Origin of the sequence: Cognatilysobacter xinjiangensis (assembly GCF_014651995.1) — a bacterium.
Classification (GTDB): Bacteria; Pseudomonadota; Gammaproteobacteria; order Xanthomonadales; family Xanthomonadaceae; genus Cognatilysobacter; species Cognatilysobacter xinjiangensis.
In genome coordinates this window covers 1038879-1062490 of record NZ_BMXY01000001.1, presented here as the reverse complement: position 1 = coordinate 1062490, position 23612 = coordinate 1038879, and the positions used below count along the sequence as shown (strand labels likewise).

Genomic DNA, 23612 nt, shown 5'->3' with positions numbered 1-23612 from the left:
ATCAGCCCCTCGGAAGGAAGGAGAAGTAGGGCATCGCCAGCGCGTGGCGGATGCGGCTGGTTCGCAGCGGCTTGCGGACGGTGCCGTCCGCGGCGACCGTGGCGGCGGCCAACTCCGCTGCGGGGGCGTCGAGAACGGGCGCCGCGGCGAAAGGCGTGGCCGCGACGGCGAAGGCACCGGTCGCGCACAGCGCCGCTGTCATCACCAGGGCATTCAGGTTGTTTCGGAGCTTGCGGCTCATGGCAAACATCCTCGTTGGTAGACCGGTGTTGTAGGCAACTATAACACCCAAATGGCGGAGGTCAACTGCCGGCTACCCAACTGATGGCATAGGCCCGGAACGGCGGATTTGCCCGGTTCAGTACGGCCCGCGACAATACGGGCCCCTCGCGCCGACCGGCGTCGCCCAGGAGCCGTAGATGAAGATGTCCGCACGCGGTCTTGCCGCGCTGCTCGCCACCACCGCCGCCGTCGCGGTCGCCGCGCCGCAGGCCAGCCCGAAGGCGCCGGCCGCGCCGCGTGCCGCCGAAGCGGCCGCCGCACCGATCACCGCGCAGTCGCTGGCCACCCCGCGGCAGAAGGCGAGCTACGTCGTCGGTTACGAGCTGTCGCAGATGCTCACGCCGATCGCGCCGGACTTCGACCTCGCCAGCTTCCGTGAAGGCGTGCAGAACCTCATCGACGGCAAGCCGCCGATGTTGACGCGCGAGCGCGCGATGGAACTCAACCAATTGCTGGTGCAGCGCATCGCCGCGCGTCGCGATCCCAAGGCGCCAAAGGCGCCGGACGTGTCGAAGCAGGAGGTCGGCCGCCTCGTGTCGATGGACCTCGGCCCGTCGCTGGTCGGCATCAAGGACGAGATCGACCTGCCGATCGTCTACCGCGCACTCGGCGACCTGCTCGCCGGCCAGGCACCGGTGCTCGACGAAGCCACCCGCACGGCAGTCCACAACGAATTCACCGCGATGGTGAAGCAGAAGATGGAAGCCAAGCGCGCGGGCGAGTCGACCGCGAATCGCGACGCGGGTCAGAAGTTCCTTGCCGAGAACAAGACGAAGAAGGGCGTGTTCACCACCGGCTCCGGCCTGCAGTACATGGTGCTGCGCCAGGGCTCGGGCGCACGTCCGAAGCCGAGCGACCGCGTCCGCGTGAACTACCACGGCACGCTGCTCGATGGCACCGTCTTCGACAGCTCGTACGATAAGAACGGCGGGCAGCCGGTCGAGTTCATGCTCAACCAGGTCATTCCCGGCTGGACCGAGGGCGTTTCGATGATGCCGGTCGGCGCCAAGTACCGTTTCTGGATCCCGTCCGAGCTCGCCTATGGCGAAAAGGGCGCGGGCGCGCAGATCGGCCCGAACTCCACGCTCGTATTCGATGTCGAACTGCTGGCGATTGCGCCCTGACCGCGGCCGAAGCCGCCTTCCAAAAGGAATTCCGATGAACGTCACCACGAAGCGCCCGCTCGCGCTCGGCCTGCTCGCCGTCGCGCTCGTCGCGGCCGCCGGCTGCAGCGACAAGACCGCCCCGGCCGACAAGGCGGACAAGGCCGCCGACGCCGGCAAGGCCGCCGACGCGAATGCCATCCCGGGCCTGAAGGACGAGAAGGCGCGTGTCAGCTACATGATCGGCCTCGACATGGGCCAGACGCTCAAGCAGGTGAAGGATGAGATCGACCTCGCCACGCTCGAGAAGGGCCTCAAGACCGCGATCGAAGGCGGCAAGCCGTTGATGGACGAAGCGCAGGCGCAGCAGGTGCGCGAGGCCTTCGCGCAGAAGCTGCAGGCCAAGCGCATCGCCGAGCAGATGCAGGCGGCGACGAAGAACGCGAAGGAAGGCCAGGAATTCCTCGCCAAGAACGCGAAGGCGGCCGGCGTGCAGACCACTGCGAGCGGCCTGCAGTACCAGGTGCTCAAGGCCGGTACGGGCCCGAAGCCGAAGGCCGACGACGCGGTGACCGTGCACTACACCGGCACGCTGCTCGACGGCACCAAGTTCGACAGCTCGTATGACCACGGCGGACCGGCGACGCTGCCGCTCGCGCAGGTTGTTCCGGGCTGGCGCGAAGGCATCCAGCTGATGCCGGTCGGCAGCAAGTACCGCCTGTGGATCCCGGCCTCGCAGGGCTATGGCGAGCAGGGCACGCCGGGCGGCCCGATTCCGCCGAACGCGACGCTGGTGTTCGACGTCGAGCTGATCGGTATCGGCGCGCCCAACGGCGCCGGCGCACCGGTCGGCCGCTGATACGTACCGGCCGACGGACACGGAGCCGCCGATGCGCGTCACCATTTTCGGCACCGGCTACGTCGGCCTGGTCACCGGCACGTGCCTGGCGGACGTCGGGCACGACGTCGTCTGCGTCGACATCGACGAGGGCAAGGTCGCCGCGCTGCAACGCGGCGAGATCCCGATCTTCGAGCCCGGCCTTGCGCCGATGGTGCGCTCCAACCACGCCGCGGGCCGCCTCGACTTCACGACCGATGCCGCGGCGGCGATCGCACGCGGGGAGGTGATCTTCATCGCGGTCGGCACGCCGCCGGGCGAGGACGGCAGCGCCGACCTGCAGTACGTGCTCGCGGTCGCACGCACGATCGGCCGTCATCTCGACCGTCCGGGCATCGTCGTCAACAAGTCGACCGTGCCGGTCGGCACCGCCGACCGCGTGCGCGAGACGATCGCCGGGGAACTGCAGGCGCGCGGCGTCGACGTGACGTTCGGCGTGGCGTCGAACCCCGAGTTCCTCAAGGAAGGCGACGCCGTCAACGATTTCATGCGGCCCGACCGCATCGTCATCGGTGCCAGTGACGCGCATGTCATCGAGCGCCTCAAGCGCCTGTATGCGCCGTTCAACCGCAACCACGAACGCATCGTGGTGATGGACGTGCGCTCGGCGGAACTGACCAAGTACGCCGCGAACGCGATGCTCGCCACCAAGATCTCCTTCATGAACGAGATGGCGAACATCGCCGAGCGCGTGGGCGCCGACATTGAAATGGTGCGGCAGGGCATCGGTTCGGACCCGCGCATCGGCTGGCATTTCATCTATCCGGGCGCCGGTTACGGCGGCTCGTGCTTTCCCAAGGACGTGCAGGCGCTCGCGCGCACCGCGCAGCAGGTGGGGTATCGCGCCGAGCTGCTACAGGCGGTGGAAGGCGTCAACGAACGCCAGAAGCACCACCTGTTCGAACTGATCCGGCGCCATTACGACGGCGACATCGCCGGCCGCACGTTCGCGGTCTGGGGCCTCGCGTTCAAGCCCAATACGGACGATATGCGCGAGGCATCGAGCCGTGTGCTGCTGCAGCAGCTCTGGGACGCCGGCGCGCGCGTGCGCGCCTACGATCCCGAGGCGAGACGCGAAACGCAGCGCATCTTCGGCGAGCGCGACGATCTCGTGCTCTGCGACAGCGCCAACGCGGCGTTGGTCGACGCCGATGCGCTGGTCGTGGTCACCGAATGGAAGCAGTTCCGCAGCCCGGATTTCGCCCGCCTGCGGGCGACGCTGTCCGACGCGGTGCTGTTCGACGGGCGCAACATCTACCATCCGGACGAGGTCGAGGCCGCGGGCATCGCGTACTACGGCATCGGCCGCGGCCGATCGGTGCAGGCATGAGCGACGCGACACTCGACGACCGCCTGGTCGAACTGGAGACGCGCCTCGCGTTCCAGGAACACTCGCTCGGCGAGCTCAGCGACGCACTCGCGGACCTGCGCTCCGAAAACGCGCGCCTGGTGTTGATGCTGCATCGCGCCCTCGACGAGCTGCGCCAGATCCGCGCCGGCCTTTCCACCGATCTCACCGGCGACCCGGGCCTCGAGCCGCCGCCGCCGCACTACTGATTCCCCCATGAGCGACAGCCTGCGCGACCAGCTCCTCGGCCTCGGCTTCAAGCCCGCGCCGACCCCGAAACCCGATAAGCGCGATCAGCGGCCCGGCTCGAAGCCGGGCGCGCCTCCGCGACGCGACGAGCGCCGTCCCGCCGGTAAGGGCGGCCCACGCGAGGGCGGCCGCGGACGTGGCGGCGGCCGTCCGCGTACGCAGGACGAGATCGATCTCGCCAAGGCCTATGCGATTCGCGCGCAGCGCGAAAAGGAAGAACGCATCGCCGCCGAGGCCGCACGCCAGGAAGAGGCCCGCCAGCGTCGAGAGGCGCGGGCGAAGCTCAGCGAGTTCCTCAAGGACAAGGCGCTCAACGACAAGGACGCGGACATCGCGCGCCATTTCCCCTACGGCGGCAAGATCAAACGGATCTACGTGAACCCGGAGCAGCTTCGCGCACTGAACGCCGGCGAGCTCGGCGTGGTGCAGCTCGACGGGCGCTACGTGCTGGTGACGGCGCAGGTGCTCGCCGAGGCCGGGGCGATCTTCGCGCCCAGCGTCGCGCTCAGGGTCGATCCCGATGCGCCTGCCGGCGACGACCCCTACAGCGATCCGCAGTACCAGGTGCCCGACGACCTGGTCTGGTGACGCACGGGCGGCAGGCGCCGCCTCACTCCGGGTCGTAATCGAGGTTGGGCGCCAGCCAGCGTTCCACCTGCGCGACGCCCACGCCCTTGCGGTGCGCGTAGTCGGCCACCTGCTCCTTCGACACGCGCCCGACAACGAAGTACTGGCTCTTCGGGTGGCTGAAGTAGTAGCCCGACACCGAGGACGCGGGGTACATCGCGAAGCTCTCGGTCAGCTCGATGCCGACATTGCGCGGCGCGTCGAGCAGCGCGAACAGCGACGTCTTCTCGCTGTGGTCGGGGCAGGCCGGATAGCCTGGCGCCGGGCGGATGCCGACGTAGCGCTCGGCGATCAGCGCGTCGTTGTCCAGCGACTCGTCGGCCGCATAACCCCAGAAATCACGGCGCACGCGCAGGTGCAGCCGCTCGGCCAGCGCCTCGGCGAGGCGGTCGGCGAGCGCCTTCAGCAGGATGGCGCGGTAGTCGTCGTGGTCGGCTTCGAAGCGCGCGACGTGCGGCTCGATGCCGAGCCCGGCCGTCACCGCGAAGGCGCCCATCCAGTCCTCGCGGCCGCTGTCGGCCGGCGCGACGAAGTCGGCGAGGCAGAAGTCCGGCCGATCGGCCGGCTTGTCGACCTGCTGGCGCAGGAAGTGCAGGCGTCGTGTCGAGTCGTCGGACGCCGGGACGACGTGGCGAAGCCCCGGCACGTCGGCGGGCGCACCGGCATGCAGGCGCACGTCCACATCGTCGCCAATGGAATTCGCGGGCCACAGGCCGAACACCGCTTTCGCGCGCAGCCAGCGCTGGCGCAGGATCGTGTCGAGCATCTCCCGGGCGTCGCGGTACAGCTCGCGCGCCTGCGCGCCGACCACCGCGTCGTCGAGGATCGCGGGATAGCGGCCGGCGAGTTCCCAGGTGTTGAAGAACGGCGTCCAGTCGATCGTGTCGACGATGTCCTCGAGCGGGTAGTCGTCGAACACGTGAACGCCGCTGACGCGCGGGCGCGGCGGCACGTAGGCGTCCCAGCCGCCGTCGAAGCGCTGCGTGCGTGCCTTCGCCAGCGGCATCAGGCGCTTGCCGTCGCCGCGCGTGCGATGGCGCTCGCGGATCTCGGCGAAGTCAGCGTCGTTCGCGGCGACGAAGGCATCGCGCAGGTCGGCCGAGATCAGCGACTGCGCGACGCCGACCGCGCGCGAGGCGTCCTTCACCCAGACGGTCGGCGCCTTGTAATGTGGGTCGATCCTCAGCGCCGTATGCGCGCGTGACGTCGTCGCACCGCCGATCAGCAGCGGCATGTCGAGCCCCTGGCGCTGCATCTCGCGCGCGACGTGGCTCATCTCCTCGAGCGACGGCGTGATCAGGCCGGAGAGACCGATGAGATCGGCGTTCTCGGCGCGCGCGCGATCGAGGATGGTCTGCGCGGGTACCATCACGCCGAGGTCGATGACCTCGAAGTTGTTGCAGGCCAGCACCACGCCGACGATGTTCTTGCCGATGTCGTGCACATCGCCCTTGACCGTCGCCAGCACGATGCGGCCGTTCGAGCGCCCGGTATCGCCGCTGCGCAGCTTCTCGGCCTCGATGAAGGGCAGCAGGTAGGCGACGGCCTTCTTCATCACGCGCGCGGACTTCACCACCTGCGGCAGGAACATGCGACCCGCGCCGAACAGGTCGCCGACCACGTTCATGCCGTCCATCAGCGGGCCTTCGATCACGTCGAGCGGACGCGCGGCCTGTGCGCGCGCCTCCTCGACGTCCGTCTCGACGAAGGCGTCGATGCCGTGCACCAGTGCGTGCGCGAGGCGGTCGCCAACAGGCTTTTCGCGCCAGCGCAGATCCTCGACCTTCTTCTCGCCCTTCTTTCCCTTGAAGCGGTCGGCGATCTCGAGCAGCCGCTCGGTGGCGTCGCGCCGGCGGTTGAGCACGACGTCTTCGACGCGCTCGCGCAGTTCCGGGTCGAGGTCGTCGTAGAGGGGCAGGGCACCCGCGTTGACGATGCCCATGTCCATGCCCGCCCGGATCGCGTGATAGAGGAACACGACGTGGATCGCCTGCCGCACCGGTTCGTTGCCGCGGAACGAGAACGACACGTTGGACACGCCGCCCGACACGTGGCTGTACGGGAACCGTCGCTTCAGCTCACGCGCGGCCTCGATGAAGTCGACCGCGTAGTTGTCGTGCTCCTCGATGCCCGTGGCGATCGCGAACACGTTGGGATCGAAGATGATGTCCTCGGGCGCGAACCCGACCTCGTCGGTCAGCAGCGCATAGGCCCGCGAGCAGATCTCCACTTTCCGTGGCAGCGTGTCCGCCTGGCCCTGCTCGTCGAATGCCATGACGACCACCGCGGCGCCGTAGCGCCGCACCAGGCGCGCCTGTCGCAGGAACTCGGCCTCGCCCTCCTTGAGCGAGATCGAGTTGACGATGCCCTTGCCCTGCAGGCACTTGAGGCCCGCCTCGATCACGCTCCATTTCGAGCTGTCGACCATCACCGGCACGCGCGCGATGTCGGGCTCCGCGGCGATCAGGTTGAGGAATTCGACCATCGCCTTCTCGGAGTCGAGCAGGCCCTCGTCCATGTTGACGTCGATGACCTGCGCGCCGTTCTCGACCTGCTGGCGGGCCACTACGACGGCTTCGTCCAGTCGCCCCTCGAGAATCAGCTTCTTGAACTGCGCCGAGCCCGTGACGTTGGTGCGCTCGCCGACGTTGATGAAGTTCGATTCGGGCGTCACCACGAGCGGTTCGAGGCCGGCGAGGCGGGTATGGCGATGGAGTGGTTTCATCGATCTCGTCTTCGGCCCGCGCAGGCGAGGGGCACGCAAATTGAGGATCAGGCAGCGCTCTGCAGCGCCGGCAGTGCGCGGGGCGCGAGGCCGCGTACGGCCTCCGCGATGGCGCGGATGTGCGCCGGCGTGGTGCCGCAGCAGCCGCCGACGAGATTGACGAGGCCCGCGTGCGCGAATTCGCCGATGACCGCGGCCATGTCCTCGGGCGTTTCGTCGTAACCGCCGAACGCGTTGGGCAGGCCCGCATTGGGATGCGCGCTGACGTAGGCATCGGCCACCTGGGCGAGTACGTCGACGTGCACGCGCAGCTCCTTCGCGCCGAGCGCGCAATTGAGCCCGATGGCGAGCGGACGTGCGTGCCGCACCGAGTACCAGAACGCTTCCGCGGTCTGGCCCGACAGCGTCCGGCCCGAAGCGTCGGTGATCGTGCCGGAGATCATTATCGGCAGCCGGGCGCCGCGTGCGTCGAAGGCTTCCTCGATCGCGAACAGCGCGGCCTTGGCGTTGAGCGTGTCGAAGATGGTCTCGACCATCAGCACGTCGGCGCCGCCGTCGATCAGGCCATCCGCCGCGTCTCGGTACGCGTCGCGCAGCTCGTCGAAGGTGACGGCGCGATACCCCGGCCGGTTGACGTCGGGGCTCAGCGAGGCTGTGCGGTTGGTCGGACCGAGCACGCCGACCACGAAGCGCGGCTGTCCCGTTGCGCGCTCGACCTGGTCGCAGACCTCGCGCCCGAGCCGTGCGCCGACTTCGTTGAGCTCGCGCGCGAGGTGCGACAGGCCGTAGTCGGCCAGCGCGATCGAGGTGGAGTTGAAGGTATTGGTCTCGACGAGGTCGGCGCCCGCCTCGAGGTATTCGCGGTGGATGCCGGCAATGATCCCGGGGCGGGTGAGGCTGAGCAGATCGTTGTTACCGCGCTGGTCGCGCGCGCAACCGCAGTCGGGGCCGTGTGCGTGCGCGGCCGCCTGTGCCGAGTCGAAACCTGCGGCGAAGCGCTCGCCGCGGTAGTCCGCTTCCGACAGCGCGTGCTGCTGGATCATCGTGCCCATCGCGCCGTCGAGCACGAGAACGCGCTCGGCGAGCAGCCGTGCGAGCGCGGTCGCGCGCTGCGGATGAAGCCAGGGAAGGGTGATCATCGTGCCTCCTTCGCGGGTGCGTCCGGTCGACGGGCGATCACCGAGATCACTTCGAAATGCGGGGGCCGCCGCTCGCGTGTCACCACGCCGCTGCCCTGGACCGACATGCCGGCGCGGGTGGCGAACCGCTGCAGCTCGCGCTCGGAAAAGCCGAGGTTCACGTGCCCGTAGGCGTCCACAACGGCGCGGTGCTCGTGCTTGGCGAGGCTGGTGAGCAATAGGCGGCCACCCGGTCGCAGCACGCGCGCGGCCTCGGCGACGGCCTTCGCGGGCTCGTCGGCATAGGTGAGCGCGTGCATCAGCACCACGAGATCGAAGCTGCCATCGTCGAACGGCAGCGCGTGCATGTCGCCCTCGTGCACTTCGACATTGCCCAGGCGGCGCAGGCGCTCGGACGCGGCCATCACCACCTTGCTGCTGGCATCCAGGCAGACGTAGCGGTGCGAGTGCGGCGCGATCAGTTCGGCGAGCACGCCGTCGCCGGACGCGATGTCCAGCACGTCGCCGGTTTCCATAAGCGGCAGTGCCGAGCGCGCGAGCGCTTCCCAGGTGCGGCCCGGCGAATAGTGCCGCTCCATGTCGCCAGCGACGGTGTCCGCCCAGTTCTGTTCGACCGCACGCGCAGCCAGCACGCCCGGTACGCGCTCGGCGTCCTGGCGCAGCAGCGGGTCGTCGCTGCCGTCGCGCAGCATTCGCCACAGCGAGCGCTGCGCCGGATCGAGGGTGTCCTCGTCGAAGCGGTAATAGGCCGACACGCCGGCGCGGCGGTCGCGCACCAGGCCTGCTTCCTTCAGCCGCGCGAGGTGGGTGGAGACGCGCGGCTGCGCGAGTCGGGTGATGGCCGAAAGCTCGGCGACCGTCAGCTCTTCGCCCTCCAGCAAGGCCAACAGACGCACGCGCGTGGCGTCGGCGAAGGTCTTGAGCTGGCCCGACCAGGCTTCGAGGTCCATGAGGCTGCTTTATCCACGTATCGCGATAGAGCGATGAGTTTCGGCGGTATGGCCGTCGCGGGTCAAGCCGGATGAGTCTTCCGCACGCGCATTGCCGGTACAATTCGCGGGCTTTGCAGTCATTCGTCCAATTCGAGGTGCCGACGTGGATTTTCGCTTCACCGAAGAGCAGTTGATGATCCAGGACGTGGCGCGGCGCATCGCGCAGGAGAAGATCGCGCCGAGCGCCGAGCACTTCGACCGCTCGGGCGAGTTCCCGCTCGACAACATCCGCACGCTGGGCGAGAACGGACTGATGGGCATCGAGGTGCCGGCCGAGTACGGCGGCGCCGGCATGGACCCGGTCAGCTACGTGCTGGCGATGATCGAGATCGCCGCGGCCGATGCCGCTCACTCGACGATCATGTCGGTCAACAACTCGCTGTTCTGCAACGGCATCCTCAAGTACGGCACCGAGGAGCAGAAGCAGCTCTACGTGCGTGCGATCGCCGAAGGCCGCGAGATCGGCGCGTTCGCGCTGACCGAACCGCAGTCGGGTTCCGACGCCACCGCCATGCGCTGCAAGGCGACCAGGCAGGCTGACGGTACCTTCGTCGTCAACGGCAAGAAGAGCTGGATCACCTCCGGCCCGGTCGCGAAGTACATCGTGCTGTTCGCGATGACCGACGCCGAGAAGGGCGCGCGCGGCATCACCGCCTTCATGATCGACACCACGCGTGACGGCTTCGGTCGCGGCAAGACCGAGCCCAAGCTCGGCATCCGCGCGTCGGCCACCTGCGAGATCGAGTTCAACGACTACATCGTGCAGCCGAACGAGGTGCTCGGCCAGGAAGGCGAGGGCTTCAAGATCGCGATGAGCGTGCTCGATGCCGGCCGCATCGGGATCGCGTCGCAGGCTATCGGCATCGCCCGCGCGGCATACGAGGCGACGCTTGCGTACGTCAAGGAGCGCAAGGCCTTCGGCGCGCCGATCGGCACATTCCAGATGACGCAGGCGAAGATCGCCGACATGAAGTGCAAGCTCGACGCCGCCACGCTGCTCACGCTGCGTGCCGCCTGGCAGAAGGGCGAGTACGACAAGGGCGGCGCGCGCTTCAGCACCGAAGCGGCCGTCGCCAAGCTCACCGCCTCGGAAGCGGCCATGTGGATCACCCACCAGGCGCTCCAGATCCACGGCGGCATGGGCTATTCGAAGGAGATGCCGATCGAGCGTTACTTCCGCGACGCGAAGATCACCGAGATCTACGAAGGCACGAGCGAGATCCAGCGCCTCGTGATCGCCCGGAACGAGACGGGCCTGCGCTGAGCCCACGATGAGCCGTTCGCCGGCGATTCGGCATCGCTGCACGGGCCCCGTCCCGCGCGCGATGCCGACGCCGGCGTTTCCTTTCTCAGGTGTCCGAACGCCGGCGTACGGAAGCCGGTACAGGGAGCCAAACTCGCCATGACCACCAAACGCACCCCCGCCGCCCGCAGCCGCAAAGTGAAGCAGGACGCGGCCGCGCTCGACCAGATCGTCGCCGTGCTCGGCCACCGCCTGCCGAAGGCCCAGCAGGCGCTGGGCGAGGCCTTTACCCGCGTGTTCTACAAGCGCATGACCGCCGACGAATTCCCGCAGCACTCGGCGGAGGCCTGGGCCTCGCTGGCCGCGGGCTTCCTCGACTTCATCCGCACGCGCAAGCCCGGCGCGCCGCTGGTGCGCCTGTTCAACCCGACGCTGCGCGCGAACGGCTGGGAATCCGCGCATACGGTGCTGCAGGTCGCCAACGACGACATGCCGTTCCTGGTCGATTCGGTGACGCTGGCGCTCGCCGAGCGCGGCATCGCCGTGCACGTGCTTGGCCACCCGGTCGTGAAGGTGACGCGCGACCGCGGCGGCCGCCTCACCGGCGTCGGCGAGGGCGTGGCCGAATCGTTCATGCACCTGGAGATCGATCGCCAGAGCGCGGAGGAGATGGCCGAGATCGAGACGGCCATCCTCCACGTGCTCGATGACGTGCGCGCGATCGTCGCCGACTGGTCGGCGATGCAGGACAAGATGCTCGAAGTCGCGGAGGACCTCGGCGGCCGCAAGTCGCCGCTGGAAGGCGAAGCCCTGCATGAGACGCAGCAGTTCCTGCGCTGGGCGGCGGACAACCACTTCACCTTCCTCGGCTACCGCGAGTACGAAGTGGTTCGCCAGGGCAAGGAGGACGTGCTGTGCGCGGTGTCCGGCACGGGCCTCGGCCTGCTGCGAGGCGAGGAGCGCGGCAAGCCGCGCGCGGTGTCGACGCTCGGCGCGCACAACGTCGAGGGCGGCGGTGCAGCCGACGCGCTGATCCTGACCAAGACGAATGCGCGCGCCACCGTCCATCGCCGCGGCTACATGGACTACATCGGCGTCCTCAGCTTCGACAAGTCCGGCAAGCCGGTTCGCGAGGAACGTTTCCTCGGCCTGTTCACCTCCAGCGCGTACAACCGTCGCCCCTGGGACATCCCCGTGGTGCGTCGCCGCTACGAGCACGTCATGGACCGCTCCGGCCTGCCGACCGACGGCCACAGCGGCAAGGCGCTCAAGCACATCCTCGAGACGTTGCCGCGCGACGAGCTGTTCCAGTCGAGCGAAGAGGAGCTGTTCCGCACCTCCATGGGCGTGCTGGGCCTGCAGGAACGCGTGCGCAGCCGCATCTTCTTGCGGCGCGACCGCTACGGGCGCTTCTACTCCGCGTTGGTCTACATTCCGCGCGACCGCTTCAACACCGAAGTGCGACTGCGCATCGAGACGATGCTCAAGGAGGCGTTGAACTCCGACCACGTCGATTCTTCGGTGCAGCTCGGCGAATCGCCGCTGGCGCAGCTGCACATCATGATCCGGCCGAAGCCGGTGGACGGCCACTCGGGCACGATGGCGGAAGTCGACGTGGCGGCGATCGAGGCGCAGTTGGCGCGCATCGTGCGCAACTGGGCCGACGACCTGCGCGACGCGCTGATCGCGCGCCACGGCGAAGGCAAGGGCCTGCCGTTGGCCAATGCTTACGGCCGCGCGCTCCCGGCCGGCTACATCGAGAACGTGTCGGCCGAAGTCGCCGCGAACGACGTCGAGAACCTCGCCGCGCTCGCCGGCCCGGACGACCTGCGGCTGAGCCTGTACTGCAGCCAGCAAGGCGGCCTGCGCTTCAAGTTCTATCGCCAGGGCGATGACATCCCGCTGTCGGATGCGCTGCCGATGATGGAGAACATGGGCCTGCGCGTCATCTCCGAGCACCCCTATCGCATCGAGGCGGCGGGCAGCGTGTTCTTCATCCAGGACTTCGAGGTCGAGTACCCGCGCTCGCTCGAGGTCAGCGAGATCGACGTCGACTTCGAGGAAGCCTTCGCCGCCATCTGGCGCGGGCAGGCGGAGAACGACGGTTTCAACCGACTCATCCTGGCCGCCGGCCTGTCGTGGCGGCAGGTTGCCATGCTGCGCGCCTACTGCAAGTACCTGCTTCAGGTGGGTGTGACCTTCTCGCAGGCCTACATGGAGCAGACGCTGTCGCGCTATCCGCTCCTGGCACGCCTGCTCGTCGAACTGTTCGAGGCGCGCTTCGACCCGACCACGGGCAAGGAGAGCAAGGCCGAGATCCGCGCCGGCATGGAGAAGTTCCAGGCGCAGCTCGAACGCCTGACCGCTGGCGACGCGGCGCTCGCCGCTGCCGTCGCGCCGGTGATCGACGCCCGCGCCGGCAAGCGCGATGCGCAGGCGCAGGCGGCGCGCGACACGCTGCGCGGCCTGATGGACCGCGTGTCGAGCCTCGACGAGGACCGCATCCTGCGCAGCTTCATGGGCGCGATCGAAGCGACGCTGCGCACCAGCTACTACCAAGCGGGCCGCGGCGGCGCGACCACCGGCTACGTCAGCTACAAGTTCGACTCGTCGAGGGTGCCGGACCTCCCGAAGCCGCGTCCGTACCGCGAGATCTTCGTCTGCGGCCCGCGCGTCGAAGGCGTGCACCTGCGCTTCGGCCCGGTCGCGCGCGGTGGCCTGCGCTGGTCCGATCGCCGCGAGGACTTCCGTACCGAGGTGCTGGGCCTGGTCAAGGCGCAGATGGTGAAGAACACCGTCATCGTGCCGGTCGGCTCGAAGGGCGGCTTCATCGTCAAGCGCCCGCCGGCCGCGGGCGACCGCGACGCGATGCAGGCCGAGGGCGTGGCCTGCTACAGGATGTTCATCAACGGGCTGCTCGACATCACCGACAACATCGTCGGCGGCCGCATCGTCGCGCCCGACGACGTGGTGCGCTACGACGACGACGATCCCTACCTGGTCGTCGCCGCCGACAAGGGCACGGCGACGTTCTCCGACATCGCCAACGGCATCGCGCGCGAGCATGGTTTCTGGCTCGACGACGCGTTCGCCTCGGGCGGTTCGGTGGGCTATGACCACAAGGGCATGGGCATCACCGCGCGCGGCGGCTGGGAGTCGGTGAAGCGCCACTTCCGCGCCATGGGCCGCGATTCGCAGAAGCAGGACTTCACCTGCGTCGGGATCGGCGACATGTCGGGCGACGTGTTCGGCAACGGCATGCTGCTGAGCAAGCACATCCGCCTCGTGGCCGCGTTCGACCACCGCCACATCTTCCTGGACCCGACGCCGGATGCCGCCGTCTCGTTCAAGGAACGCCAGCGCCTGTTCAAGCTTCCGCGGTCGAGCTGGGAAGATTACGACGCCAGGCTGATCACCAACGGCGGCGGCGTGTATCCGCGCAGCGCCAAGTCGATCCCGCTGAGCCCGCCGGTGAAGGAAGCACTCGGCATCGATGCCTCCATCACGTCGATGAGCCCGACGGAACTGATGAGCGCGATCCTGCGCGCGCCGGTCGACCTGCTGTGGAACGGCGGCATCGGCACCTACGTGAAGTCCAGTCGCGAGACGCATGCCGACGTCGGCGATCGCGCCAACAACGCACTGCGCGTGGACGGCCGCGACCTGCGGTGCAAGGTCGTGGGCGAGGGCGGCAACCTCGGCCTCACCCAGCTGGGCCGCATCGAGGCCGCGCAGCACGGCGTGCTGCTCAACACCGACTTCATCGACAACTCGGCGGGCGTGGATACCTCGGACCACGAGGTGAACATCAAGATCCTGCTGAACGCGGTGGTGCAGCAGAAGAAGCTCACGCTCGACCAGCGCAACAAGCTGCTGGCTTCGATGACCGACGAGGTCGCCGGGCTGGTGCTCACCGACAACTACCGCCAGAACCAGGCGCTGTCGGTGATGGAGCGCATGTCGGTCTCGCGCCTCGGCTCCAAGCAGCACTTCATCCGCACGCTCGAGTCGCAGGGCCTGCTCGATCGCCAGATCGAGTTCCTGCCCTCCGACGCCGAGTTCGCCGAGCGCAAGGCGCGTGGCCAGGGCCTCACGCGTCCGGAGCTGTCGGTGCTGCTGTCCTACAGCAAGCTCGTGCTGTTCCCGCAGCTCGTGCAGTCGGACGTGCCGGAAGATCCGTACCTCTCCAAGGAGCTGGTGCGCTATTTCCCGAAGCCGCTGCAGGACAAGTACGCCAAGCAGATGGAGGGCCACCGCCTCAAGCGCGAGATCATCGCGACGGCCGTGACCAACTCGATGGTCAACCGCATGGGCGCGACCTTCGTGCTGCGCATGCAGGAGGACACCGGGCGCTCGCCGGCTGAGATCGCCAAGGCCTACACCATCGCCCGCGAGGCGCTGGAAGCGCGTGACATGTGGGCGCAGATCGACGCGCTCGACGGCAAGGTGGTGGAGGCATCGCAGATCGACGCGTTGCTGGCGATCTGGCAGCTCATGCGCTCGATGACGCGCTGGCTGCTGTCGCGCCCCGGTGCGATCCCGGCGATCGAGGCCGCTGTGTCGCGCTACGGCGACGGCATCCGCGCCGTGCGCAGCTCGTTCGCCGCCGCCATGACCGGCGACCAGCGTGCCTCGTTCGATGCCCGCGTGGCCGAGTGGCGCCGCAAGGGGCTGCCCTCGGCCCTCGCCGAACAGCTCGCCGCGCTGCCGCTGCTTGACGCGTCGATGGACATCGTCGAGATCGCGCAGGCGCGCAAGCTCGCGGCGCCGGAGGTCACCAAGGCGCACTTCGCGCTGAGCAGCGCGCTGCATCTGTCGTGGCTGTACGAGCAGATCGACGCATTGCCCGTCGACAGCCGCTGGCAGGCGCTCGCGCGCGGCTCGCTGCGCGACGAACTCGGGGCGCAGCAGCGTGCCTTGGTCGGCCAGATCCTCGCCGAGAGCGGGCGCAAGCCGGCCGACGCGAAGATCGACGCCTGGCTGGCGCGCGACGATTCGAGCCTGCGCTTCACGCTGTCGATGCTGTCGGAGCTGGCGAGCCAGAAGTCGCTCGACTATCCGACCGTGTCGGTGGCCGTGCGTCGACTCGCGCAGCTCGCCGGCGCCTGACGCCGGCCGCCACGCAGGGCCACGAAGCCCGTCGCACGTGCAGTGCGGCGGGTTTCGTCTTTCCAGGGGCGCCTCATCGCGACGCCCGAGCCGTTATGCTCGGCCCATGCCGAACGAAACGCTGCTCACCGCCCAACCGCGGCTCGCGTTCCTCGCCGCGCCGACGCCGGAAGCGCAGGCCGCGCGCGAAGCGCTCGTGGCCCTGCATGGCGACGTGCCGCCCGCCGAGGCCGACGTGCTGATCGCGCTGGGCGGCGATGGCTTCATGCTGCAGACGCTCCATCGCCACGCGACGCTGTGCAAACCGGTCTATGGCATGAAGCTCGGCACCGTCGGCTTCCTGATGAACCACCAGCGCATGGAGTCGCTGGTCGAGCGACTGCATGCGGCGGAACCCGCGGTACTGCGCCCGCTCGAGATGATCGTGCAGAGCGAGTCCGGCGCGACCGTGGGCTCGCTCGCGTATAACGAGGTGTCGCTGTTGCGCCAGACGCGGCAGGCCGCGCACGTGCGAATCGACCTCAACGGCCAGACCCGCCTCGACGAGCTGATCTGCGATGGCGTGCTGGTCTGCACCCCGGCGGGCAGCACCGCGTACAACTTCTCCGCGCACGGGCCGATCCTGCCGCTGGGTGCGAACGTGATGGCGCTGACCCCGATCGCCGCGTTCCGCCCGCGTCGCTGGCGCGGCGCCGTGCTCAAGGCCGATACCGAGGTGCGCTTCACCGTGCTCGATCCGCTGAAGCGGCCCGTGAGCGCCACCGCCGACTCTCACGAGGTGCGCGACGCGGTCGAAGTCACCATTCGCGAATCGCGCGACCGCACCGTGACGCTGTTGTTCGATCCCGAGCACAACCTCGAAGAACGCATGCTGGCCGAGCAGTTCACCAGCGGCTGATCGCGAAAAATCCACTTGCGCTTGGCGGCCGCGTAACGGCCACGGCAACAGCATGGGCACGTCTCACAGGAGGTCGCACATGAAAGCGCAGCTCAAGCCCGTATCCGCCCAGGTGATCGTGATAACCGGCGCCAGCAGCGGCATCGGCCTGACGACCGCGCTCATGGCGGCCCAGCAGGGCGCCAAGGTGGTGCTGCTGGCACGCAGCGAGGACACCCTTGACGAGATCCGCCAGGGCCTGCGCGACGTGGGCAGCGAAGCGCTCGTATGCGTCGCCGACGTTGCGGATCGCGCTGCGCTGGAAGAAGCGGCGCAGAAGGCGATCGAACGTTTCGGCCGCATCGACACCTGGGTCAACAACGCGGGTGTTTCGATCTACGGGCGCCTGGACGAGGTGAGCGACGAGGACAACCGTCGCCTTTTCGACACCAACTTCTGGGGCACGGTCAACGGCTCGCTGGTCGCGCTGCCCTACCTCAAGCGCAACGGCGGTGCGCTGATCAACGTGGGCAGCGAAGTCTCCGACGCGGTGATCCCCCTGCAGGGCATGTACTCGGCCAGCAAGCACGCGGTGAAGGGCTTCACGGATGCTCTGCGCGTGGAGATCGAGCTGCTGGACAAGGCGCCGGTCGAGGTCGTGCTGATCCAGCCCACGGCGGTCGACACGCCGTATCCGCAGCATGCCGCGAACTACATGGCCGAGGAGCCGAAACTGCCGACGCCGATGATCGAGCCGGAGCAGGTGGCCGAGGCGATCCTCAAGGCGGCTGAAGAAGGCGGGCGCGACATCAAGGTCGGCGCCATGTCGAAGATGAACACCCTCACCGCGAAGATCGCGCCCAGCCTCGGCGACCGCATGTCCGCCAAGCAGGCCGACCGGCAGCAGCGCGACGTGCCCGCATCGGTGCGCGACCCGCAGGGCGCGCTGCATCGTCCCAGCGAGGACGGCCGCACCCACGGCGACCCGACCTGATCCACCGAAAGGAGCACCGTCATGACCCAGGGCCTGGGCGGCGAATCGCCGTCGAACGTCGAACGCTATCTCGCGGGTGTGAGCTATCCCGCCACGAAGGGCGACCTGTTGCAGGCGGCGCAGGCGAATTCCGCGCCGCGCGACATCATCCAGCTGCTCGAGCGCATCGAGCAGGACCGTTTCGGCGGCCCGCAGGACGTGATGAAGGGGTACGGCCGACTGCAGTAGGTCGCACCGCCTGCGACAGCGGCGCGTGCACAATAGGCCGCATGCCTGATCGTGACGCGGACCCGTTGATCGTCGCCATTTCCTCCCGGACGCTGTTCGACCTGGAGGAGGGGCACGGCCTGTTCGAGCGCGAGGGCCTGGAGGCCTACGCCGACTACCAGCGCGAGCACGAGAACGACGTGCTCGCGCCCGGAATCGCATTTCCCTTGGTGCGAAAGCTGCTGCGCCTCAACGAGGGCGCGCCGCCGGAGGCACCGCGCGTCGAGGTGATCCTGATCTCGCGCAACTCGGCGGACACGGGGCTGCGCATCTTCAATTCGATCGCGCACCACGGGCTGTCGATCCGGCGCGCGGCCTTCAGCAATGGCGCGCCGCCGTATCCGTACATCCGCCCGTTCGGCGCCGACCTGTTCCTGTCGGCGCATGGCGAAGACGTGCGCGCCGCGCTGCAGGCGGGCGTGGCGGCGGCGATGCTGCTGCCGTCAGCCTCGCGCTCGCCCGCGTCTGCGGCCTCGCGCAATCCCGACCAGCTACGCATCGCCTTCGACGGCGACGCGGTGATCTTCGACGACGAGGGTGAGCGGGTCTCGCGCGAAGGCGGCCTGGCCGCTTTCGCCGCGCACGAGCTGCAGCGCGCCGGCGAGCCGCTGTCGGGCGGCCCGTTCCGCGGCTTTCTCGACGCCCTGCATCGCCTGCAGCAGGCCTTTCCGACCGGCGAGGATGCGCCCATCCGCACGGCGCTGGTCACCGCACGCTCGGTGCCCGCGCACGAACGCGTGATCCGCACGCTGCGCGAGTGGGGCATCCGCCTGGACGAGGCGCTGTTCCTCGGCGGCCGCTCAAAGGGACCGTTCCTCGAAGCCTTCGGCGCCGACATCTTTTTCGACGACTCCGAGCACAACATCGTGTCCGCGCGTGACCATGTCGCCGCGGGCCACGTGCCGCACGGCGTGGCCAACGTGACGCGCTAGCCGGTCAGGCTCGCGATCAGCCGGTCGACGGGCAGCCGCACGTCGGTGAGACGCCAGTCGATGCCCTCACGGGTGAAGACGAAGACGATCGGCACGCCGTCGGCATTGTTGACGGTGGCCGTGAAGCGCGAGCCCGACTCGTAGCTGTAACGCGCATCCCGCAACGGGTCGAACGCCGCGCCCGGCTCGCCGCTGCGTTCGGCGGGGTAGCCCATCGCGCGACGGATCACGCTGCGGCCCTGCAGGATCGCGCCAATGCCCGCGGGCGTGGCCAGTGCGTCGACCACGCCACCGGTCATCGTGGCCGTCACCTGCCGTCCGAGTTCGCGCAGGCGGCTGTCGGTCGAGGGATCGCCCATGCTGCGCGCCAGATAGTCCTCGAGCTGGGCCTTGAGGCTGGCCCGCACCAGCGGAAAGTCGACTTCGCGTTCCAGCGTGCGCATGTCGCCGCGCTGTACCGCATCGCCGATCGATTTGACCGTGAGGAACGGCCCCGCCGCGACGAACGCGACGAACGCCAGCAGGGCGAGGACCAACAGGGCGATCAGCTTCTTCATGGCACCTCCGGAGTCGCGGCAGGGTAGCGGTTCGGCGGTGGGGCCCGTGTGCAGCGCCTGCCGTCGGCGACACAGGGGCTCAGGCGACCGAGGTCTGCAACTCGCGCCCCCACGCCTCGACGTCGTCGAGCAATGCCCGTACGCGTGCGTCGTCGGCGCGGTCGGTCCGCAGTTGGCCGATCTCGTCGAAGAACGAGTCGAAGGTGTACTCGGAGCGCCCGACGTCGGCGAGGCGCTCGCGACGGTAGCCGTCCCAGCGCGTGCGCTCGCCGTCGCGCAGCGAGTCGCGCCAGTTGCGGGCGCGGTAGCGGAACAGCAGTTCGGGCAAGCGCGCGTCGGTGAAGCCGAAATCCGCGCCGGCGAGATGCTGCGGCGGCGTGCCGCGTACGTCGGGGAAGCGCAGGCGATCGGCGTCCGGCAGGAAGCCGTCGTAGAGCGACGCGTCGCAGTCCGAGGGCTCGCGCTCGCGCGTCGCGGCGTACACGCGGCGCACCTTCTCGGCGATCTCGGCGCCACGCGCGCGGATCCGCTCGGCATGGCGCGCGACCTGCGCGGCGTCGATGCGCAGCCGTGCGAGGTCGGCCTCTCGCAGGTGATCCCAGGCCACCAGCGCCGGGCAGCGGTTGAGATGGACCTCCTTGAGCGCGATGCGTTCCGTGCCGTCCGGCAGTTCGTCCTGGCGCACGTACAGGCGATCGGCGATTGCCTCCGGCGCGAGCGCCAGCAGCATGTCGGGATCCTGCGCGAGGTCGAACACGATGACGCGGTTGCCGACGCGGGGATGCATCGCCAGCGGCATGACGGGCGCGGCGCACAGGCGGCTCGCGGGGAAGCGCTGCGAAACGTGCAGCACGGGCTTCATCGCGGCGACGTCCAGCAGGCTGCCGGCGAAGCGCTTGTCGCGCAGGCGCAGGCAGTAATCCCACAGCCGGGGCTGGGCCGCGCGCAGCCGCTGGGCCAGCCCGATAAGCGCGCGCACGTCGCTCAGCGCCTCGTGCGCGTCGCCGATACGGACGCCGTTGGCGTGGCCGAGGCCTTCGAGGGTGAACGAAGGCGTGCCGTCCTCGCGATACACCCACTCCACGCCGTCCGGCCGCAGGGCGTGCGCGAGGCGCATCACGTCGAGCAGGTCCCAGCGGCAGTTGCCGCCGCGCCATTCGCGTTCGTAAGGGTCGTAGAAATTGCGGAAGAATCCGTAACGCACGAACTCGTCATCGAAGCGGATCGAGTTGTAGCCCGCGGTGCAGGTGCCGGGCCGCATCATTTGATCGTGGATGCGTGCGAAGGCCTCGGCCTCGTTCACGCCGTGGTCGCTGGCGTGCTGCGGGGTGATGCCGGTAATGACGCTGGCGATCGGCGAGGGCAGCAGGTCGTCGGCCGGCTTCACGAAGAACGAGATCTCGTCGTCGACCTGCTGCAGGCTCGCGTCGGTGCGGATGGCCGCGAACTGCGCGATGCGGCTGCGGCGCGGGCAGGCACCGAAGGTCTCGAGGTCGTAGAACAGGAAGCTGTCGCTCACGCCTCGGCCTCCAGCGGCGCGAGGCGCTCGACCACGAGCCGGTCCGCGAGTGCCCGGTCGACGGTGTCGAGGCTCTCGTGCCCGCGCGTGAGCTCGGCCAGCAGCTCGCGCTGGATGCGACCGCGCTCGAAGGCCGTCGCGTAGGGCAGGCGCATGAACGTCACCATCGAATAGCGCGGCACGAAGCGCGTGGGATGGCGCTCGGCGAGCTCGCGCTCCAGGGCACGCTGCAGCAGGTAATCCTCGTTGTCGACACGGTCGCGCATCTCGAGGTAGTTCTCGAGCGCCATCTGCTGGATGGCCTGCGCGTTCGGCAGCCGCTCCCGCTGGAACGCGGCGAACGCGGCTTCGCGGTCGGGTGCGCGCTCCAGATGATCGGCCAGCGCGACGCAGTCCTCGAAGGCGCAGTTCATGCCCTGGCCGTGGAACGGCACCATCGCGTGGGCGGCATCGCCGAGGAGCACGGCATCGCCGCGCAGGTGCCAGCGGTCGAGGTACAGCGTCGCCAGCACGCCGGTCGGATGCGCGTCGAAATCGTGCTCAAGATCCGGAATCAGCGCGGACGCGTCGGCAAAGTCGCGCTCGAAGAACGCGCGCGCCTCCGCACCGTTGCGCACCGTCTCGAAACTCGGCTCGCCGCTGCTCGGAAGGAACAGGGTGACGGTGAACGTGCGCTCGTCATTCGGAAGCGCGATGCACATGTAGCGGCCGCGCGGCCAGATGTGCAGCGCATTGGGCTCGATGCGGAAGCTTCCGTCGGCGGCGGGCGGAATCTCCAGCTCCTTGTAGCCGTGACCGAGGTTTTCGACACGCTCACCGAGGTCCGCGACAGTCGCCATGGCATGCCGCAGCGCGGAACCCGCGCCGTCGGCGCCGACCAGCGATTCGTAGGCCACTTCGCGACGTACACCATCGGGCGTCGCGAACACCGCCATGCGACGGTCGAAGTCGACGTCCGCCAGCCCGAGGTCGAAATGCAGGCGTACGCCGGCGCCTTCGGCGATGTCGAGCAGCACGATGTTGAGCTCGCCGCGATGCACCGACCAGATGACCTCGCTGTCGTCGCGTCCGTATCGCTGCAAGTCGGTGCGGCCGTCCGGGAAGTGGACCATGCGGCCACGCATCATCACCGCGTGGCCCATCACGGCCGCGTCCGCGTCGGCCATGCGCAGGGCATGTCGTCCGCGTTCGGCGAGCGCGAGGTTGATCGAGCGGCCGCCCGCGTAGCCGGCCACGCGCGGATCGCCGCGCTTCTCGTACACGTCGACGGACCAGCCTCGACGCGCGAGCAGTGTGGCCAGCAACGCGCCGGCCAGGCCGGCGCCGATGATCGTGATGTGGCGGTTTTCGCTCACGGCGCATCCGTCCTGCGGTCGAGTCGGGAGTGTAGGCGCGGCCCTGCGCATGCGGGTGCGGGGTTTAGGCCGATGAACACGACGGCGCGGCAATTCGTCCGCTGCACGGCCACGTCAGTCCGCCCGGCCCGCCCATCGTTCCACCTGGCGCACGAAACGCAGCACGTCCGCGTGCGTGTTGTAGAGCGGCGCGGGAGAGATGCGGATCACGTCAGGTTCGCGCCAGTCGCCCAGCACACCGTGCGCGGCGAGATGGTCGAAGAGCGCGCGGCCCTGGTCGCGACCGCCGCGCACCCGCAGCGAGAGCTGGCAGCCGCGCTGCGCGGGATCGCGCGGCGTGAGCAGGTCGAGCACGTCGGCCAGGCGTGCGTGGATCAGCGACTCCAGGTACCCCGTGAGCGAGCGCGACTTCTCGCGCAGCGCCGGCAGGCCCGCCCGGTCGAACAGTTCCAGCGACGCACGCAGCGGCGCCATCGCGAGGATTGGCGGATTGCTCAGCTGCCAGCCATCGGCGCCAGCGGCCGGCACGAACTCCGGGCCCATTCGGAAACGCGAGGACGGGTCATGGCCCCACCAACCGGCGAAGCGCGGCACGTCCTCGCGCGAGTGGCGCTCGTGCACGAATGCGCCCGCGACCGCGCCCGGGCCGGAGTTGACGTACTTGTAATGGCACCACGCTGCGAAGTCGGCGTCGCTGTCGTGCAGCTCGACGTCGATATTGCCGACCGCATGCGCGAGGTCGAAGCCGCAGAGCGCGCCGGCATCGTGCGCGAGGCGGGCGATCGCCTTCAGGTCGAACGCCTGCCCCGTGCGGTACTGCACGCCCGGCCACAGCACCAGCGCGAGTCGGTCGCGGTTCGCGTCGATCGCCCGCCGGATGGCGGCCATCGAGATGGTGCCGTTCGCCTCGTCGGGCTCGACCTCGATCAGGTCGGTCGCGGGATCGAAGCCGTGGAAGCGCACCTGCGATGCGGTGGCGTGGCGATCCGACGGGAACGAGCCGGCCTCGATCAGGATCGCCGGGCGCTCGCGCGTAGGCCGATAGAAACTGACCATCAGGAAGTGGAGGTTCGCGGTCAGTGTATTCATCGCGACCACCTCGAGCGGCGTCGCACCGACCAGCCGTGCCAGCGGCTCGCGGACAAGCTCGTGATAGCGCATCCACTGCGCGTCGCCGGTGAAGTGGCCCTCGACGCCTTCCTCCTCCCATTTGCGCAGCACGGTTTCGACGTGCGCGCGCGCGCCGCGCGGCTGCAAGCCGAGCGAATTGCCGACGAAGTAGGCCATCGGCTCACCGGCGTGTTTCGGGATCAGGAACTCGTCGCGGAAGTCGCGCAGCGGATCGGCGGCGTCGAGCCGGGCTGCGTACGCGTCGTTGCAGATATCGGTCATGGAA

At 68.9% G+C, this 23612-nt stretch carries 19 protein-coding genes; 11 read left to right on the top strand and 8 right to left on the bottom strand.

Translation table 11 applies throughout. The features are described from left to right. Nucleotide 1: 1 nt before the first annotated feature. Nucleotides 2-241: a hypothetical protein gene (locus IE066_RS04980; protein WP_189447385.1), complete on the bottom strand. Its 240-nt coding sequence runs from the start codon at nucleotides 239-241 to the stop codon at nucleotides 2-4. A 178-nt stretch (nucleotides 242-419) separates the two neighbouring features. Between IE066_RS04980 and bamJ (IE066_RS14935) the strand changes: the two genes are divergently transcribed. Genes bamJ (IE066_RS14935) through IE066_RS04955 form a run of 5 tightly spaced genes read left to right on the top strand, consistent with a single transcriptional unit; the run spans nucleotide 420 to nucleotide 4468 of the window. Continuing rightward, nucleotides 420-1406, top strand: a complete 987-nt coding sequence (bamJ, locus tag IE066_RS14935; RefSeq protein ID WP_308427425.1) for a BamJ family beta-barrel-assembly machinery protein — start codon at nucleotides 420-422, stop codon at nucleotides 1404-1406. Between the two features lie 34 nt (nucleotides 1407-1440). Then, nucleotides 1441-2244, top strand: coding sequence for a BamJ family beta-barrel-assembly machinery protein (bamJ, locus tag IE066_RS04970; protein ID WP_189447383.1), 804 nt, complete (start codon nucleotides 1441-1443; stop codon nucleotides 2242-2244). Between the two features lie 31 nt (nucleotides 2245-2275). Continuing rightward, a complete protein-coding gene (locus IE066_RS04965) occupies nucleotides 2276-3613 on the top strand; it encodes a UDP-glucose dehydrogenase family protein (RefSeq protein ID WP_189447381.1) in 1338 nt (445 codons plus the stop codon). Then, nucleotides 3610-3840 (top strand): SlyX family protein, encoded by a 231-nt coding sequence (locus IE066_RS04960; RefSeq protein WP_189447379.1) that lies wholly within the window; start codon nucleotides 3610-3612, stop codon nucleotides 3838-3840. The genes IE066_RS04965 and IE066_RS04960 overlap by 4 nt, the downstream gene beginning before the upstream one ends. Before the next feature lie 7 nt (nucleotides 3841-3847). Further along, the gene (locus IE066_RS04955) at nucleotides 3848-4468 is read left to right on the top strand and encodes a DUF2058 domain-containing protein (RefSeq protein ID WP_189447377.1); all 621 of its coding nucleotides are present in this window, start codon (nucleotides 3848-3850) and stop codon (nucleotides 4466-4468) included. Between the two features lie 22 nt (nucleotides 4469-4490). Here the strand turns inward: IE066_RS04955 and metH are convergent, their stop codons facing one another. Genes metH through IE066_RS04940 form a run of 3 tightly spaced genes read right to left on the bottom strand, consistent with a single transcriptional unit; the run spans nucleotide 4491 to nucleotide 9321 of the window. After that, on the bottom strand, nucleotides 4491-7232 hold the full coding sequence (gene metH / locus IE066_RS04950; RefSeq protein WP_189447375.1) for a methionine synthase: 2742 nt from the start codon (nucleotides 7230-7232) through the stop codon (nucleotides 4491-4493). 47 nt (nucleotides 7233-7279) lie between these two features. After that, entirely contained in the window at nucleotides 7280-8371 is a 1092-nt protein-coding gene (locus IE066_RS04945) for a homocysteine S-methyltransferase family protein (protein ID WP_189447373.1), read from the bottom strand. Next, nucleotides 8368-9321 (bottom strand): ArsR/SmtB family transcription factor, encoded by a 954-nt coding sequence (locus tag IE066_RS04940; RefSeq protein ID WP_189447371.1) that lies wholly within the window; start codon nucleotides 9319-9321, stop codon nucleotides 8368-8370. The genes IE066_RS04945 and IE066_RS04940 overlap by 4 nt, the downstream gene beginning before the upstream one ends. A 121-nt stretch (nucleotides 9322-9442) precedes the next feature. Here IE066_RS04940 and IE066_RS04935 point away from each other — a divergent pair, with 121 nt between their 5' ends. The 6 genes from IE066_RS04935 (at nucleotide 9443) to IE066_RS04910 (ending at nucleotide 18785) form a co-directional block, all read left to right on the top strand. After that, nucleotides 9443-10627, top strand: coding sequence for an acyl-CoA dehydrogenase family protein (locus tag IE066_RS04935; protein WP_308427433.1), 1185 nt, complete (start codon nucleotides 9443-9445; stop codon nucleotides 10625-10627). A 138-nt stretch (nucleotides 10628-10765) separates the two neighbouring features. Next, a complete protein-coding gene (locus tag IE066_RS04930) occupies nucleotides 10766-15715 on the top strand; it encodes an NAD-glutamate dehydrogenase (protein ID WP_189447367.1) in 4950 nt (1649 codons plus the stop codon). Between the two features lie 106 nt (nucleotides 15716-15821). Continuing rightward, entirely contained in the window at nucleotides 15822-16613 is a 792-nt protein-coding gene (locus tag IE066_RS04925; protein ID WP_189447365.1) for an NAD kinase, read from the top strand. Between the two features lie 79 nt (nucleotides 16614-16692). Next, entirely contained in the window at nucleotides 16693-17586 is an 894-nt protein-coding gene (locus IE066_RS04920; protein WP_189447363.1) for an SDR family oxidoreductase, read from the top strand. 21 nt (nucleotides 17587-17607) lie between these two features. Next, nucleotides 17608-17814, top strand: a complete 207-nt coding sequence (locus IE066_RS04915) for a DUF2795 domain-containing protein (RefSeq protein ID WP_189447361.1) — start codon at nucleotides 17608-17610, stop codon at nucleotides 17812-17814. A 41-nt stretch (nucleotides 17815-17855) separates the two neighbouring features. Beyond that, nucleotides 17856-18785, top strand: a complete 930-nt coding sequence (locus IE066_RS04910; RefSeq protein WP_189447359.1) for a 5'-nucleotidase — start codon at nucleotides 17856-17858, stop codon at nucleotides 18783-18785. Here IE066_RS04910 and IE066_RS04905 read toward each other — a convergent pair. From IE066_RS04905 to kynU, 4 genes are all read right to left on the bottom strand, one after another. Then, nucleotides 18782-19342, bottom strand: a complete 561-nt coding sequence (locus IE066_RS04905; RefSeq protein WP_189447357.1) for a DUF2939 domain-containing protein — start codon at nucleotides 19340-19342, stop codon at nucleotides 18782-18784. The genes IE066_RS04910 and IE066_RS04905 overlap by 4 nt on opposite strands. Before the next feature lie 79 nt (nucleotides 19343-19421). Further along, complete coding sequence (sbcB, locus tag IE066_RS04900; protein WP_189447355.1) at nucleotides 19422-20861, bottom strand: exodeoxyribonuclease I; 1440 nt, start codon at nucleotides 20859-20861, stop codon at nucleotides 19422-19424. Then, entirely contained in the window at nucleotides 20858-22216 is a 1359-nt protein-coding gene (locus tag IE066_RS04895) for an FAD-dependent oxidoreductase (protein WP_229790666.1), read from the bottom strand. Before IE066_RS04895 ends, sbcB begins: the two co-directional genes overlap by 4 nt. Before the next feature lie 114 nt (nucleotides 22217-22330). Further along, entirely contained in the window at nucleotides 22331-23608 is a 1278-nt protein-coding gene (gene kynU, locus IE066_RS04890) for a kynureninase (RefSeq protein ID WP_189447351.1), read from the bottom strand. Between the last annotated feature and the right edge of the window lie 4 nt (nucleotides 23609-23612).

What these genes read in the sequence shown, in the direction of transcription:
- IE066_RS04980 (WP_189447385.1), bottom strand. Translation starts at nt 241, where the DNA reads ATGAGCCGCAAGCTCCGAAACAACCTGAATGCCCTGGTGATGACAGCG.
- bamJ (WP_308427425.1), top strand. Translation starts at nt 420, where the DNA reads ATGAAGATGTCCGCACGCGGTCTTGCCGCGCTGCTCGCCACCACCGCC.
- bamJ (WP_189447383.1), top strand. Translation starts at nt 1,441, where the DNA reads ATGAACGTCACCACGAAGCGCCCGCTCGCGCTCGGCCTGCTCGCCGTC.
- IE066_RS04965 (WP_189447381.1), top strand. Translation starts at nt 2,276, where the DNA reads ATGCGCGTCACCATTTTCGGCACCGGCTACGTCGGCCTGGTCACCGGC.
- IE066_RS04960 (WP_189447379.1), top strand. Translation starts at nt 3,610, where the DNA reads ATGAGCGACGCGACACTCGACGACCGCCTGGTCGAACTGGAGACGCGC.
- IE066_RS04955 (WP_189447377.1), top strand. Translation starts at nt 3,848, where the DNA reads ATGAGCGACAGCCTGCGCGACCAGCTCCTCGGCCTCGGCTTCAAGCCC.
- metH (WP_189447375.1), bottom strand. Translation starts at nt 7,232, where the DNA reads ATGAAACCACTCCATCGCCATACCCGCCTCGCCGGCCTCGAACCGCTC.
- IE066_RS04945 (WP_189447373.1), bottom strand. Translation starts at nt 8,371, where the DNA reads ATGATCACCCTTCCCTGGCTTCATCCGCAGCGCGCGACCGCGCTCGCA.
- IE066_RS04940 (WP_189447371.1), bottom strand. Translation starts at nt 9,321, where the DNA reads ATGGACCTCGAAGCCTGGTCGGGCCAGCTCAAGACCTTCGCCGACGCC.
- IE066_RS04930 (WP_189447367.1), top strand. Translation starts at nt 10,766, where the DNA reads ATGACCACCAAACGCACCCCCGCCGCCCGCAGCCGCAAAGTGAAGCAG.
- IE066_RS04925 (WP_189447365.1), top strand. Translation starts at nt 15,822, where the DNA reads ATGCCGAACGAAACGCTGCTCACCGCCCAACCGCGGCTCGCGTTCCTC.
- IE066_RS04920 (WP_189447363.1), top strand. Translation starts at nt 16,693, where the DNA reads ATGAAAGCGCAGCTCAAGCCCGTATCCGCCCAGGTGATCGTGATAACC.
- IE066_RS04915 (WP_189447361.1), top strand. Translation starts at nt 17,608, where the DNA reads ATGACCCAGGGCCTGGGCGGCGAATCGCCGTCGAACGTCGAACGCTAT.
- IE066_RS04910 (WP_189447359.1), top strand. Translation starts at nt 17,856, where the DNA reads ATGCCTGATCGTGACGCGGACCCGTTGATCGTCGCCATTTCCTCCCGG.
- IE066_RS04905 (WP_189447357.1), bottom strand. Translation starts at nt 19,342, where the DNA reads ATGAAGAAGCTGATCGCCCTGTTGGTCCTCGCCCTGCTGGCGTTCGTC.
- kynU (WP_189447351.1), bottom strand. Translation starts at nt 23,608, where the DNA reads ATGACCGATATCTGCAACGACGCGTACGCAGCCCGGCTCGACGCCGCC.